The organism is Streptomyces sp. NBC_00440, assembly GCF_036014215.1.
Taxonomy (GTDB): Bacteria; Actinomycetota; Actinomycetes; order Streptomycetales; family Streptomycetaceae; genus Streptomyces.
Genome location: NZ_CP107921.1, coordinates 5039765 through 5052497 on the forward strand (window position 1 = coordinate 5039765; position 12733 = coordinate 5052497).

The 12733-nt window shown below is 71.5% G+C and carries 11 protein-coding genes; 7 read left to right on the forward strand and 4 right to left on the reverse strand.

Annotated features, from left to right (window positions below; all coding sequences use genetic code 11):
• The first annotated feature begins 11 nt into the window (after positions 1-11).
• The gene (sucD, locus tag OHB13_RS22755; RefSeq protein WP_328378310.1) at positions 12-899 is read left to right on the forward strand and encodes a succinate--CoA ligase subunit alpha; all 888 of its coding nucleotides are present in this window, start codon (positions 12-14) and stop codon (positions 897-899) included.
• 191 nt (positions 900-1090) lie between these two features.
• Here the strand turns inward: sucD and OHB13_RS22760 are convergent, their stop codons facing one another.
• The gene (locus tag OHB13_RS22760; protein ID WP_328378311.1) at positions 1091-2143 is read right to left on the reverse strand and encodes a DNA-directed RNA polymerase sigma-70 factor; all 1053 of its coding nucleotides are present in this window, start codon (positions 2141-2143) and stop codon (positions 1091-1093) included.
• 131 nt (positions 2144-2274) lie between these two features.
• Between OHB13_RS22760 and OHB13_RS22765 the strand changes: the two genes are divergently transcribed.
• A complete protein-coding gene (locus tag OHB13_RS22765; protein ID WP_328378312.1) occupies positions 2275-4311 on the forward strand; it encodes a cell division protein PerM in 2037 nt (678 codons plus the stop codon).
• A gap of 32 nt (positions 4312-4343) precedes the next feature.
• Here the strand turns inward: OHB13_RS22765 and OHB13_RS22770 are convergent, their stop codons facing one another.
• On the reverse strand, positions 4344-5267 hold the full coding sequence (locus OHB13_RS22770; protein WP_328378313.1) for a hypothetical protein: 924 nt from the start codon (positions 5265-5267) through the stop codon (positions 4344-4346).
• 157 nt (positions 5268-5424) lie between these two features.
• Here OHB13_RS22770 and purN point away from each other — a divergent pair, with 157 nt between their 5' ends.
• Entirely contained in the window at positions 5425-6126 is a 702-nt protein-coding gene (purN, locus tag OHB13_RS22775; protein WP_401603345.1) for a phosphoribosylglycinamide formyltransferase, read from the forward strand.
• Positions 6038-7666 carry a bifunctional phosphoribosylaminoimidazolecarboxamide formyltransferase/IMP cyclohydrolase gene (gene purH / locus OHB13_RS22780; protein WP_328378314.1) on the forward strand — a complete coding sequence of 543 codons (1629 nt, stop codon included), beginning with the start codon at positions 6038-6040 and terminating at the stop codon, positions 7664-7666. Before purN ends, purH begins: the two co-directional genes overlap by 89 nt.
• 169 nt (positions 7667-7835) lie before the next feature.
• On the opposite strand, the gene OHB13_RS22785 is transcribed toward purH, so the two are convergent.
• Positions 7836-8459 carry an RDD family protein gene (locus OHB13_RS22785; RefSeq protein ID WP_266854116.1) on the reverse strand — a complete coding sequence of 208 codons (624 nt, stop codon included), beginning with the start codon at positions 8457-8459 and terminating at the stop codon, positions 7836-7838.
• Between the two features lie 213 nt (positions 8460-8672).
• On the opposite strand from OHB13_RS22785, the gene OHB13_RS22790 reads away from it, so the two are divergent.
• The 3 genes from OHB13_RS22790 (at position 8673) to OHB13_RS22800 (ending at position 11741) form a co-directional block, all read left to right on the forward strand.
• Positions 8673-9527, forward strand: a complete 855-nt coding sequence (locus OHB13_RS22790) for a bifunctional methylenetetrahydrofolate dehydrogenase/methenyltetrahydrofolate cyclohydrolase (RefSeq protein ID WP_266854114.1) — start codon at positions 8673-8675, stop codon at positions 9525-9527.
• Positions 9528-9933: 406 nt separating this feature from the next.
• Positions 9934-10296, forward strand: a complete 363-nt coding sequence (locus tag OHB13_RS22795) for a DUF3017 domain-containing protein (protein WP_405944011.1) — start codon at positions 9934-9936, stop codon at positions 10294-10296.
• Positions 10297-10751: 455 nt separating this feature from the next.
• Positions 10752-11741: a malate dehydrogenase gene (locus OHB13_RS22800; protein ID WP_266854112.1), complete on the forward strand. Its 990-nt coding sequence runs from the start codon at positions 10752-10754 to the stop codon at positions 11739-11741.
• Positions 11742-11914: 173 nt separating this feature from the next.
• Here the strand turns inward: OHB13_RS22800 and OHB13_RS22805 are convergent, their stop codons facing one another.
• Positions 11915-12631: an isocitrate lyase/PEP mutase family protein gene (locus OHB13_RS22805; protein WP_328378315.1), complete on the reverse strand. Its 717-nt coding sequence runs from the start codon at positions 12629-12631 to the stop codon at positions 11915-11917.
• Between the last annotated feature and the right edge of the window lie 102 nt (positions 12632-12733).

The window sequence follows — 12733 nt, forward strand, 5'->3', positions numbered from 1 at the left end:
TCACCAACACCATGGCTATTTTCCTGACCAAGGAAAGCAAGGTCATCGTCCAGGGGATGACCGGCGCCACCGGCATGAAGCACACCAAGCTCATGCTCGCTGACGGCACCAACATCGTCGGCGGCGTCAACCCCCGCAAGGCCGGCACGTCCGTCGACTTCGACGGCACCGAGGTTCCCGTGTTCGGCACGGTCGCCGAGGCCATCGAGAAGACCGGCGCTGACGTCTCGGTCCTCTTCGTGCCGCCGGCCTTCTCGAAGGCCGCCGTCGTCGAGGCGATCGACGCCGAGATCCCGCTCGCCGTCGTCATCACCGAGGGCATCGCCGTCCACGACTCGGCCGCGTTCTACGCGTACGCCAAGTCCAAGGGCGACAAGACCCGGATCATCGGCCCGAACTGCCCCGGCCTGATCACCCCCGGCCAGTCCAACGCCGGCATCATCCCGGGCGACATCACCAAGCCCGGCCGTATCGGTCTCGTCTCCAAGTCGGGCACGCTGACCTACCAGATGATGTACGAGCTGCGCGACATCGGCTTCTCGTCGGCCGTCGGCATCGGTGGCGACCCGGTCATCGGTACGACGCACATCGACGCCCTCGCGGCGTTCGAGGCGGACCCCGAGACCGACCTCATCGTGATGATCGGTGAGATCGGTGGCGACGCCGAGGAGCGTGCGGCCGACTACATCGCGAAGAACGTGACGAAGCCGGTCGTCGGCTACGTCGCGGGCTTCACGGCGCCCGAGGGCAAGACCATGGGCCACGCCGGCGCCATCGTCTCCGGCTCCTCCGGCACCGCCCAGGCGAAGAAGGAAGCGCTTGAGGCTGCGGGCGTCAAGGTCGGCAAGACGCCGACCGAGACGGCCAAGCTGGCCCGGGCGATCCTCGTCGGCGCGTAGCGGACCGGTTCTTCCGGCAGTCCCGGCACTGGTAGTCCGAGCGCCGGTGCGCCGAGCGCCGGTGGATCGAGCAGTGCGGAGCGGGCCCGTTCCTCCTGGTTTCAGGGGGTGCGGGCCCGCTCACGTGTGACGCGGCAGGGCGCTCCGGACGGGACCGGGCCGGACCGGACCGGATCGGGATCGGATCGGGGTCAGCGCAGTTGCGGTACCAGGCGTTCCGGGCCGTTGGCCGGGAGGGCCTGGAGTTTCCGGTGCAGCTTCTTGTCCTCGGCGGTCAGCCGCTGCGGGCCCCCGCGCGGCGGGACGCCCTGCACATGATGTGGCGGGCCGGTCGGCCGTGCGTAGTGGGTCGGAGCAGTGACCAGGGTGAACGTCGTCACGGCCGTGAGCAGGACGGCGCAGCTGATGGTGAGCCGGGTCCAGAAACGGGTACGCCGCTCGCTCCTCGTCCGGACGGCGCGGGGCTCCGGGAGGGTGGCTTCGGCACCGGCCAGGGCGAGGGCGCCCAGATGCTCCTGGAGCAGCCCGGGTTCCTCCAGATCGGGCAGGGCGCGGGCCACGGCAGCCCGCGCGTACAGCAGCCTGTTCGCAGCCGCCGGTGTGCTCGCTTCCGTCTCGGCCGCGGTCTCGGGGAGGTCGAGACCGAGCCCGTCGTAGAGCAGCAGGGTGCGCCGGTAGGCGGGCGGCAGACGGAGTACGGCGTCCCGCAGCGGCAGCTGCGCCGGATCGACGCCCCGGCGGTCGCGACGCCTGCGCCTGCGGCTCGGCCGGTGCCAGGGCGACATCGCGTACTCGTACGCCGCCGCGCGTACCCAACCCTCCGGGTCGCGGTCCGTCGCGACCTCCGGCCATGTCTGCCACGCCAGGTGGAACGCGCGCTCGACCGACTCCCCGGCGAGCCGGTGGCGGCCGGTGAGCAGATACGTCTGGTGGACGAGACCGGACGCGGCCCGCGCGTAGAGCATGTCGAAAGCCTCGGCGGGGGTGACACCCGGTGGCTGTTCGGGGTCGGGCGAGGCGTCGGGTGAAGCCTGCGGGGCTCCAGACCCCTGCGCGCCCTCCGCGCCCTGTACTTCCCGCACTTCTTGTGTGGTCTGTTCCGCGGGTGCTTCCTGCGGGTCCGGTGCGGGTGCCGCTTCTGCCGGTGCTGTCGCTTCGCACCGGTCCTCCGCTGCCTGCCCGGCGCTCGGCGACTTCGCCTCGCGTACTCGGCGCCGCTTCTTCGGCGAGCGCAGTTCCGTCATGAGGTGCCCCCCAGGGGCTGTCGTAGCGCTGCTCACCGCGGGACGCCAGTCCGAAAAGTACATAAAACGTATATTGAGTGACCCGACCGCTCTTCGCCTGTTACGCGGTGAAAGCGCGTGTCGTTGGCAGCATGGCCCGCGTGACCCTGATGACCGATCGCCGTCCGTCGCTCGCCCCCGTACGGAGCCGATCCGCCGTGCTGGCCGACTGCGTGCTGCGAGGCGGGCTCGCGGCGGCGCTCGGACTCGGCTTGCTCACCGTGCTGGTGATGCTGCTGTGGATCAGCTCGCCCTATCCCGACAGCGGTCCGGGCGGCGCGCTGCATGTCGCCGCCGCGCTGTGGCTGCTGGCCCACGGCACGGAGCTGACCAGGCAGGACACCGCTTCCGGCGTGCCCGCCCCGCTGGGCATGGTGCCGATGCTGCTGGTCGTCCTGCCCATCTGGCTGGTCCAGCGGGCCGCGCGTGAAGCGTTCGACCCCGCGAACGGCCGCCCGGGACCATCGGTGCCGGGCGCTCTGTGCGCGGTCACCGGCGGCTATCTGCTGGTCGCCGCCGCCGTCACGGCGTACGCCTCGGGCGGGCCGCTGTCCGTCGTACCGCTGAGCGCGCTGTGGCATCTGCCGCTCGTCGCCGGTGCCGCGGCCGCGGTGGGTGTGTGGCGGGCGCGCGCCTTCCCGCGCGAGCCGCACAGCGGCTGGGGGCGCATGCGATTTCCCGGTGGCAGGGCGCTTCCCGCCGGCGTACGGCGTGCCTTCGCCCACCCCCGGGTGCCGACCGCGCTCAGGGCCGGTGCCGCCGGAGCTGCCGTGCTGGTCGGTGGGGGTGCGCTGCTGGTCGGCGGTTCGCTGGTGTGGCACGGGGGCGCCGCGCAGGAGTCGTTCCTGCGGCTGACCGGTGCCTGGTCGGGGCGGTTCACGGTCCTGCTGCTGGCCGCCGCACTCGTACCGAACGCGGCGTTGTGGGGTGCTTCGTACGCGCTCGGTCCCGGCTTCACCCTCGGTACCGGTTCGGTGGTGACGCCGCTCATGGTCACCGGCAATGCCGCGCTGCCCTACTTCCCGCTGTTGGCCGCTCTGCCGGGGCCGGGGGGCGGTTCGCCGTTGAACTGGGCGGTCGCGGGTGTGCCGCTGGCCGCGGGTGCTGTCGTCGGCTGGTTCGTGACGCGGGTACGGGAGGACGACCGGGCCGAGACCCTCGGCGTGACCGCGCTCATGGCGGTGTCGGGGGCGGTCGTCTGTGCGGCGGCGGTGGCCGTTCTGGCTGCACTGTCCGGCGGGCCGCTCGGCACCGGGAGGCTGACGTCCTTCGGCCCGGTGTGGTGGCAGACGAGCGTGGCCACCCTCGCCTGGACCGTGGGAACGGGACTTCTGGTGGCACTGGCCCGTCGCTGGCGGGCGCTGCGGAGCAGCAGGCCCGACCCGGTGGCGCCCGCCGTGGACGCCGCGGTGCCGGTGGAGGTCCTGGCCCCGGTGAAGGCTGCGGCCTCGGCCTCGGCGAAAGCTCCGGCACCGGCGAAAGCTCCGGCCGTGGCGGAACCGGAGACGCACGACACCGTGGACAACATCGGGGACGACCGCAGGGAAGACAGCGGGGAGGACAGCAGGAACGACGACGGAGCAGACAGTGGAGCGCAGGTGGGGCGGTGGGCCGCGCTGCGGGCCTATTCCAGGAGGCTGTTGGCGAAGTTCCCCCTCACGGATGAGCAGGACAGGGGCTCGTCACCCGTGCTGACCGAGCCTCCGGCGTCTCCCGTGGCTCAAGCGTCTCCCGTGGGTCCAGCGTCTCCCGCGGATCCGGCGTCTCCCGCGTCATCGCTCCCGCCCGGGGAGGGCGCTGGGACTGCTGAGAGCGCCGCCGCGGCTCACCCCGAACACCTCGTTCAGGCCGAACACCCCGAACACCTCGAACACCCCGAACAGAAGGGAGATCTTCCGGCGCCCGCAGTTCCCACTGCGCCCGCCGAGGCTGCCGTGCCTGCTGCGCCCGCCGTGCCCGTCGAGGCTGCCGCGCCCGCCGCGGATCCCGCCGTGGATACGGCGCCGGACCAGGACGCCGACAGGCCTGACCATCACGATCCCGCCGACAGCAAGAGCGGTCTTCCGTCGCAGCCGGCCGGTGCCGGGCCGGACATCTGGCCGCCCATGCCCTACGCCGACGAGGACTGAGGCCGCCCGCCCGCCCCGTGGCTGCTTCAGCTCTACTTCTGCGTGCCGAGAACCGGAACCAGCGAGTGCGGCAGCTTCTTGTTGCAGGCGATCTGGCCCTGCTTCGTCAGTGCGTCGTTCACGCAGGTGTAGTAGTCCCGGTACACCAGCTGTGCCGAGAACGTGAGGATCACGATCAGCAGCGCGAGCCCCGCGGTCACCAGGCCGCTCACCGCAGCGGTGATCTGCTGCTTCGATGCGGAGGCCGAAGCACCGGCGTACGGACGCGCGTACGGGCCGGGGGCGGGCGGCGCCGTCGGTGCCGGGGGAACACCCGGGCCCGGCGGCGGCCCGTCGGTCGGGGCGGCCGGCTGCTGCGGCGCCGTCCGGGCCGCGGCGCCCTTGCCGCCGCCGGCCTCCGGCTGCGGCTTCGCGCGCAGGGTGCTGATGCCCCAGTACAGCGCGAGCGCGCCGAGGAGCAGGCCGATCTCCGGCAGGTTGAAGAGGGAGAAGAAGAAGGCCCACATTCCGGCGAGCAGCGCGTAGCGCGCCCGGCGCTGTGCCGGGTCCTTCGGATCCCAGCGCAGGCTCGGACCGGGGCCGCCCTGGCCGCCGCTCCGCCTGCTTCCCGGGTCGTTGGGGCCGCCCGCCGGCCGCTGGGGACCACCGCCGAACCCGCCGTCGTGCCGGCCTGGCTGGACCGGGCTCCACTGGCTGCCCCCGGGGGACGACGGCGACGAGGACGAGTCGTCCCCGTCGCCGCCCCCGTCGCCGTTTCCGTCACCGTTGCCGTCGCTGCCCGCCGGGTGCTGCGGCTGCCGGGGCCGCCAGGGCTGTTCCGGCCGGTCCGCGGGCGGCGGTGCGAACGGGTTGTCGTCGTCCGGCTCCGTCGAAGAGGGCCGGCGTTCCCGCAGCAGAAGTGAACCCTGCCCGTACGGCTGGGTGCGGAGAGTCGCGCGGTGGCGTCGGTCCTGCATCTGGTGAACGTCTTCCCCTCATTCGGTTCCTGCCCGGGAGACAGGTCCTGTCCCCAGACGCTACCTCTCGGCCATGCCCCCGTCCCGTGGGGGCCGTTCGGTGTGCCGGTATCGTTGCCGACGGTCGGCGCGTTCGTAGAGTTCCCCGTATCGGGGGATGCGATCTATTCGTACGACCGCACAAGTCGTATCCAGAAAGGGCCCCGCTGTGGCCTCGCCGCCTTCTCCCGCCCGCCTGGTCGTGCTGATTTCCGGTTCCGGAACCAATCTGCAGGCCCTGCTCGACGCAATCGCCGGCGATCCGGCCGCTTACGGAGCCGAAATCGTCGCGGTCGGCGCTGACCGCGACGGCATCGCCGGACTCGACCGCGCACGCGACGCGGGGCTGCCGACCTTCGTCTGCAAGGTGAAGGAGTACGCGGACCGCGACGCGTGGGACGCGGCGCTGACCGAGGCCACCGCCGCTTACGCACCCGACCTGGTCGTGTCGGCCGGTTTCATGAAGATCGTGGGGAAGCAGTTCCTCGCGGCCTTCGGCGGCCGGATCGTCAATACGCATCCGGCGCTGCTGCCCGCCTTCCCCGGCGCCCACGGAGTGCGCGACGCGCTCGCGTACGGGGCCAGGGTCACCGGCTGCACCGTCCACTTCGTCGACGACGGCGTCGACACCGGACCGATCATCGCGCAAGGTGTGGTCGAGATCCGGGAGCAGGACGACGAAAGCGCTCTTCACGAGCGGATCAAGGAAGTCGAGCGGAAGCTGCTCGTCGATGTCGTGGGGCGTCTGGCCCGTAACGGCTACCGCATTGAGGGACGAAAGGTTCAGGTCGGTGCACACCGAGAACACGGACACCGTTAAGCCCATCCGGCGCGCGCTCGTCAGCGTCTACGACAAGTCGGGTCTGGAGGAGCTGGCCCTCGGGCTGCACGAGGCGGGCGTCACGCTCGTCTCCACCGGATCCACCGCGGCGAAGATCGCCGCCGCCGGTGTGCCGGTCACCAAGGTCGAGGAGCTCACCGGTTTCCCGGAGTGCCTCGACGGCCGCGTCAAGACGCTGCACCCCCGTGTGCACGCCGGGATCCTCGCCGATCTGCGCCTGGCGGACCACCGCAGGCAGCTCGCCGAGCTGGAGGTGGAGCCCTTCGACCTGGTCGTGGTGAACCTCTACCCCTTCACCGAGACCGTCGCGTCCGGTGCCACGCCCGACGAGTGCGTCGAGCAGATCGACATCGGCGGCCCCTCGATGGTCCGGGCCGCGGCCAAGAACCACCCGTCGGTGGCCGTCGTCACCAGCCCGGAGCGGTACCCGGACGTCCTCACCGCCGTCCGCGGCGGCGGCTTCGACCTGACCGCCCGCAAGCGGCTCGCCGCCGAGGCGTTCCGGCACACCGCCGCGTACGACGTGGCGGTCGCCGGGTGGTTCGCCGATGACTATGCGGCCGCCGACGACAGCGGCTTCCCCGAGTTCCTCGGCGCCACGTACGAGCGCGGAAACGTCCTGCGCTACGGCGAGAACCCGCACCAGGGCGCCGCGCTGTACGTCTCCGGTACGGGCGGCCTCGCCCAGGCCGAGCAGCTGCACGGCAAGGAGATGTCGTACAACAACTACACGGACACCGACGCCGCGCGCCGGGCCGCGTACGACCACATCGAGCCCTGCGTGGCGATCATCAAGCACGCCAATCCGTGCGGCATCGCGATCGGCGCCGACCTCGCGGAGGCCCACCGCAAGGCGCACGCCTGTGACCCGGTGTCCGCGTACGGCGGTGTGATCGCCGTCAACCGCCCGGTCACCGTGGCGCTCGCCGAGCAGATCGCCCCCATCTTCACCGAGGTCGTCGTCGCTCCGGCGTACGAGGACGGCGCGGTCGACGTGCTGGCACGCAAGAAGAACATCCGGGTGCTGCGCTGTCCGGATGCCCCCTCGGCCGCGGCCGAGGTCAAGCAGATCGACGGCGGCGCGCTGCTCCAGGTCGCCGACCGGCTCCAGGCCGACGGTGACGACCCCGCCAACTGGACGCTCGCGTCCGGCGATGCGCTCGACGCGGCCGGGCTGGCCGAGCTGTCGTTCGCCTGGAAGGCGTGCCGCGCGGTGAAGTCCAACGCGATTCTGCTCGCCAAGGACGGCGCGTCCGTCGGCGTCGGGATGGGGCAGGTCAACCGGGTCGACTCCGCGAAGCTCGCCGTCGAGCGCGCGGGTGAGGAGCGGGCGCGGGGGGCGTACGCGGCTTCGGACGCCTTCTTCCCGTTCCCCGACGGCTTCGAGATCCTGGCGAACGCGGGGGTCAGTGCTGTGGTGCAGCCGGGCGGCTCGGTCCGTGACGAGCTGGTCGTGGAGGCTGCCAAGAAGGCGGGCGTGACGATGTACTTCACGGGTACGCGGCACTTCTTCCACTGAGCCGCCGGTTACAGGGCTGCCGGTACTGGGCTGCCGGTACAGGGCTGTCCGTACGGGGCTCTCCATGTGGGGCGCTCCGTGCGGGGCCGGCCGTACGGGATACGGCCGGGGGCCGTAACTCGGCGCGATACGCGCCGGGTTACGGCCCCCGGGTCCAGCAGGGTGCGGGTCAGCCGACCTTGACGACCACGGTCGAGCAGATCTTGTCCGCGAACGTCTGCTTCTTGGAGTCCCACGCCGGCCACAGCCAGCCCAGGTAGCAGGCGATGCTGTCCACGAAGTGGGCGAGGTAGCGGACGAACGCCATGCCGAAGCCCAGGGTCTGGCCGTCGGCCTCGCGCAGCAGGCTGATACCGAGGGCCTTCTTGCCGAGGAACTGGCCCGTGGTGCCCTCCTTGTAGATCTTGAAGAGGCCGAGCCCGATGCCGACGAGGATGCCGAGCACCGCGACGGTCGAGCCCACGCCGCCGCCCACGGCGCCACCGATGCCGATGAGGATGCCGTACGGGATGGAGATGCATATCGCGTCGATCAGGAGGGCGGCGAACCGGCTCCACCAGCCCGCGTACGGGGGCCGGCCGCCGCCGTAACCGGGCTGCTGCGGGTAGCCGCCACCGTAGGGCTGCTGGACCGGCGGGGCCTGCGGGTAGCCGTAGCCCGGCTGCTGCGGCACGCCCTGCGGGGCCTGCTGCGGGTATCCGTAACCCGGCTGCGGCGGCTGCTGGGGCTGGCCCTGCGGCTGCCCCGGCGGCGGGCCGTAGGGGTTGTTCGGGTTCGGGTCGCCGAAGCTCATGGCTGAATTCCTCCGTTGGTTCATGCGGGGACGTCGCGGTTCGAGCGGAGGATTGGTGAAAGAAACGTCAGAGCGGTCTGCCCCCCGACACCGGCCCGCGGCACTGCGGACCACATGCTTCTAAATGGCGCGTAAGTTTGTCCAGTCGCAGTCCCTATGTGTTGTGCAAGTGCAACTTGGGCGATCATGACGCCCCCTGGAAGAATGGCTCGTATGACAGCCCAGATTCTCGATGGCAAGGCCACCGCGGCCGCGATCAAGTCCGATCTGACCGTCCGCGTGGCGGCCCTCAAGGAGAAGGGGGTGGCCCCCGGTCTCGGCACCCTGCTCGTCGGTGACGACCCGGGCAGCCGGTGGTACGTCAACGGCAAGCACCGCGACTGCGCCGAGGTCGGTATCGGGTCCATCCAGCGCGAACTCCCCGACACCGCAACGCAGGAGGACATCGAGGCGGTCGTCCGGGAGCTCAACGAGAACCCCGAATGCACCGGATACATCGTGCAGTTGCCGCTCCCCAAGGGCATCGACACCAACCGCGTCCTGGGGCTGATGGACCCGGCCAAGGACGCCGACGGGCTGCACCCGACGAGCCTCGGCAAGCTGGTGCTGAACGAGGAGGGGCCGCTGCCCTGCACCCCGTACGGCATCATCCAGCTGCTCCGTCACCACGGTGTGGAGATCAACGGGGCGCATGTCGTGGTCGTCGGCCGCGGTATCACCGTCGGCCGCTCGATCCCGCTGCTGCTGACCCGTAAGTCCGAGAACGCGACCGTCACGCAGTGCCACACCGGCACCCGTGACCTTCCCGCGATGCTCAAGCAGGCGGACATCATCGTCTCCGCTGCCGGTGTCCGGCACATCATCAACCCCGAGGACGTCAAGCCGGGCGCCGCTGTCCTCGATGTCGGCGTCAGCCGGGACGAGAACGGCAAGATCGCCGGAGATGTGCACCCCGGCGTCGCGGAGGTGGCCGGCTGGGTCTCTCCGAACCCGGGCGGTGTGGGCCCGATGACCCGCGCGCAGCTGCTGGTGAACGTCGTGGAGGCGGCGGAGCGCAGTGTCGGCTGACGCGGCCGCACGGACGGGGCCCGGGGAGCCGGGAAGGCCCGGAGCGCGGAGCAAGGGCGCGGGGACCGGACGGTCCGCGCGGGCTGCGCGTGCTGCGGCGGGTTCCGGACCCGAGGAGCCGACGGGGGCTTCCGGACCGGAGGAGTCGGCGGGGGCTTCCGGACCGGAGGAGTCGGCGGGGGCTTCCGGACCCGAGGAGCCGGCGGAGGTCGAGGGCGCGGAGTCAGATTCCCAGGCCCAGTCTCAGCCGGAGCCGGAGCCGGAGCCGGAGCCGGAGCCGGAGCCGGAGTCGGAGTCGGAGAAGCCTGCCGAGGCCGAGGAGCCTGGCGCGCCCGATGGGGAGGACGCCGTCAGTGCGCCGGGCCCCGACGGTGAGCCGGTCCGGACGACCCGGCGCTTCCCCTCCGTGACGCGGGACACCGCGCGTCCCGAGGGCGGTGGCCGGGCGGCTCCCGGTGACGCGCCCGCGCCCGCCAGACAGTGGCCGCTGCTCACGGTGCTCGTCACGATCGGCGTCGGACTGCTGCTCGTCGCTTTCGACGTGACACGGGTGGGGCTGCTGCTGGTGGGGCTCGCTCTGCTCGGCGGCGCCGTGATGCGCTGGTGCGTGCGGTCCGTCGGGATGCTCGCGGTGCGCTCGCGCTTCACGGACATGCTGACGTACGGCGTGCTGGGATTCCTGATCACCCTGCTCGCGCTCATGGTGCAGCCCAAACCGTGGCTGCAGGTGCCGTTCCTCGAAGGGCTGATGCGGTTCACCGTGAGGTGACGCGGAACTCCGTTGCGACGGCGGGCTGCTGACCGCCCGTACGGCCACCGGAAAATAAAAAAAGAATCGGGGGGAGTGGCCCGTGATTCCCGGGGCAGGCGATGGCTATCCCCCCACGGGTGCTTGCACCCGGCGGTGGCTGCCCGCGTCTCTCCCCCCCCCTGACGCCGGCGGCCACCGCCGCTGCAGGTTTGCGGGCCCGTCGGCCCCCGTACGCCGCGCTGTTCCGCCCGTGAATGAGGGGTGGTCCCCAGGGTCAACGCGCGCTCCTGTACGGGGTGTACGGAGCCGGTGTGCGGCGTGCCACACGGGGGCGGGGGTTGGTGGCGTGCGGGGTCGGATAGCCTGACGTCGGAAGTCTCTTCACATCAAGATTCAGTTCATGGTGTGAGTCTCCGAGATTTCCCGCACCAGGGGCAGGGACCCCCACCGCCAGCTGTCTTACGGAGAACGCCATGACCCGCACTCCTGTGAATGTCACCGTCACCGGCGCGGCCGGCCAGATCGGCTACGCGCTGCTCTTCCGCATCGCCTCGGGCCACCTGCTCGGCTCGGATGTGCCGGTCAAGCTGCGTCTCCTGGAGATCCCGCAGGGGCTCAAGGCCGCCGAGGGCACTGCGATGGAGCTCGACGACTGCGCCTTCCCGCTGCTTCAGGGCATCGAGATCACGGACGACCCGAACGTCGCCTTCGCCGGTGCCAATGTCGCGCTCCTGGTCGGCGCCCGCCCGCGTACCAAGGGCATGGAGCGCGGTGACCTGCTCGCGGCCAACGGCGGCATCTTCGGCCCGCAGGGCAAGGCCATCAACGACAACGCCGCGGACGACATCAAGGTCCTGGTCGTCGGCAACCCGGCCAACACCAACGCGCTCATCGCGCAGGCCTCGGCCCCGGACGTACCGGCCGACCGCTTCACCGCGATGACCCGCCTCGACCACAACCGCGCGATCTCGCAGCTCTCGCAGAAGACCGGCGTTCCGGTCTCCGAGATCCGCCGTCTCACGATCTGGGGCAACCACTCCGCCACGCAGTACCCGGACATCTTCCACGCCGAGGTCGCGGGCAAGAACGCCGCCGAGACCGTCAACGACGAGAAGTGGCTGGCCGACACCTTCATCCCGACCGTCGCCAAGCGCGGCGCGGCGATCATCGAGGCGCGCGGCGCGTCCTCGGCCGCCTCGGCCGCGAACGCCGCCATCGACCACGTCCACACCTGGGTCAACGGCACGGCGGACGGCGACTGGACCTCGATGGGTATCCCGTCGGACGGCTCCTACGGTGTCCCCGAGGGCCTCATCTCGTCCTTCCCGGTCACCACGAAGGGCGGCAAGTACGAGATCGTCCAGGGCCTGGAGATCAACGACTTCTCGCGCGCCCGCATCGACGCGTCGGTGAAGGAGCTCTCCGAGGAGCGCGACGCGGTCCGCGAGCTCGGCCTGATCTGAGCCGGACCCCGTTTGTCCGCTCTGCTGCTTGCAGGCCTGTTGCTTGCAGGAACGCCCCCGGTGACCATGTGGTCGCCGGGGGCGTTCTGTGTCGTCGGGCGGGTGCTGCGGGTGCGGCAGGTGCTGCGGCGTGCCGGTTCGGTCGGCCGTCAGCGCGTCAGCGCGTCAGCGCGTCAGCTCTTCAGGGCGTTCGCGTCCTGGCGCAGCCGTTCCATCGACTGCCGGTGCTGGCCGCCGCCGAACGTGATGCGGGTGGCGCCCAGTTTGCCCAGTTCCTGTGGCGACGGACCGTTCGGCCGGAAGAGCGCGTTGAGCGGCGCCCCGATCCCGGACGCCAGGCCCGGCAGGTGGTCCGGCGGCGCCGTGATCGGGTAGACGCAGTCGGCGCCGGCCGCCAGGTAGCGGAGGCCGCGGTCGATGGTCTGCGCCGGATCGTGTACGCCCCGGATGTACGTATCGACGCGGGCGTTGATGAACAGGCCGTCTCCCGCCGCCGCGCGGAATGCGGCGAGCCGGTCCGCGTTCTGCTGCGGGTCGTCGAGGACTCCGCCGGAGGAGTCCTCCAGATTGCAGCCGACGGCGCCGGTGTCGAGCAGCCGCCCGGCGAGTTCGTCCGGCGGCAGGCCGTACCCGGCCTCGATGTCCGCCGAAACGGCCACGCCGAAGTCCTCGACCGCCCGGACGATCCGGCTGATCGCGGCGAACATCTCGTCGGCCGGGGCGTCCCCGTCCGCGTATCCGAGTGCGGCCGATACTCCGGCACTCGGGGTGGCGAGCGCCGGGAACCCGGCTTCCGCGAAGACGCGTGCGCTGGCCGCGTCCCACGGGCCGGGGAGCACCAGTGGATCGCCGGGGGACCGGCCCAGGTGGAGACTGCGGAAGTCCGTCATGGCGGAGCCCTTCAGTGGCGGATCGGGCGGCGGATTGGGCCGGGCCGGGTCAGCGGCGCCGGGTCGGTCAGTGGTCGCGGGTCGGTCAGTGACGCCGGGCCG

Bases quoted from the DNA above. Each gene is read 5' to 3' on its own strand.
- sucD (WP_328378310.1), top strand. From the start codon at position 12: ATGGCTATTTTCCTGACCAAGGAAAGCAAGGTCATCGTCCAGGGGATG.
- OHB13_RS22760 (WP_328378311.1), bottom strand. From the start codon at position 2,143: ATGACGGAACTGCGCTCGCCGAAGAAGCGGCGCCGAGTACGCGAGGCG.
- OHB13_RS22765 (WP_328378312.1), top strand. From the start codon at position 2,275: ATGGCCCGCGTGACCCTGATGACCGATCGCCGTCCGTCGCTCGCCCCC.
- OHB13_RS22770 (WP_328378313.1), bottom strand. From the start codon at position 5,267: ATGCAGGACCGACGCCACCGCGCGACTCTCCGCACCCAGCCGTACGGG.
- purN (WP_401603345.1), top strand. From the start codon at position 5,425: ATGCGATCTATTCGTACGACCGCACAAGTCGTATCCAGAAAGGGCCCC.
- purH (WP_328378314.1), top strand. From the start codon at position 6,038: ATGTCGTGGGGCGTCTGGCCCGTAACGGCTACCGCATTGAGGGACGAA.
- OHB13_RS22785 (WP_266854116.1), bottom strand. From the start codon at position 8,459: ATGAGCTTCGGCGACCCGAACCCGAACAACCCCTACGGCCCGCCGCCG.
- OHB13_RS22790 (WP_266854114.1), top strand. From the start codon at position 8,673: ATGACAGCCCAGATTCTCGATGGCAAGGCCACCGCGGCCGCGATCAAG.
- OHB13_RS22800 (WP_266854112.1), top strand. From the start codon at position 10,752: ATGACCCGCACTCCTGTGAATGTCACCGTCACCGGCGCGGCCGGCCAG.
- OHB13_RS22805 (WP_328378315.1), bottom strand. From the start codon at position 12,631: ATGACGGACTTCCGCAGTCTCCACCTGGGCCGGTCCCCCGGCGATCCA.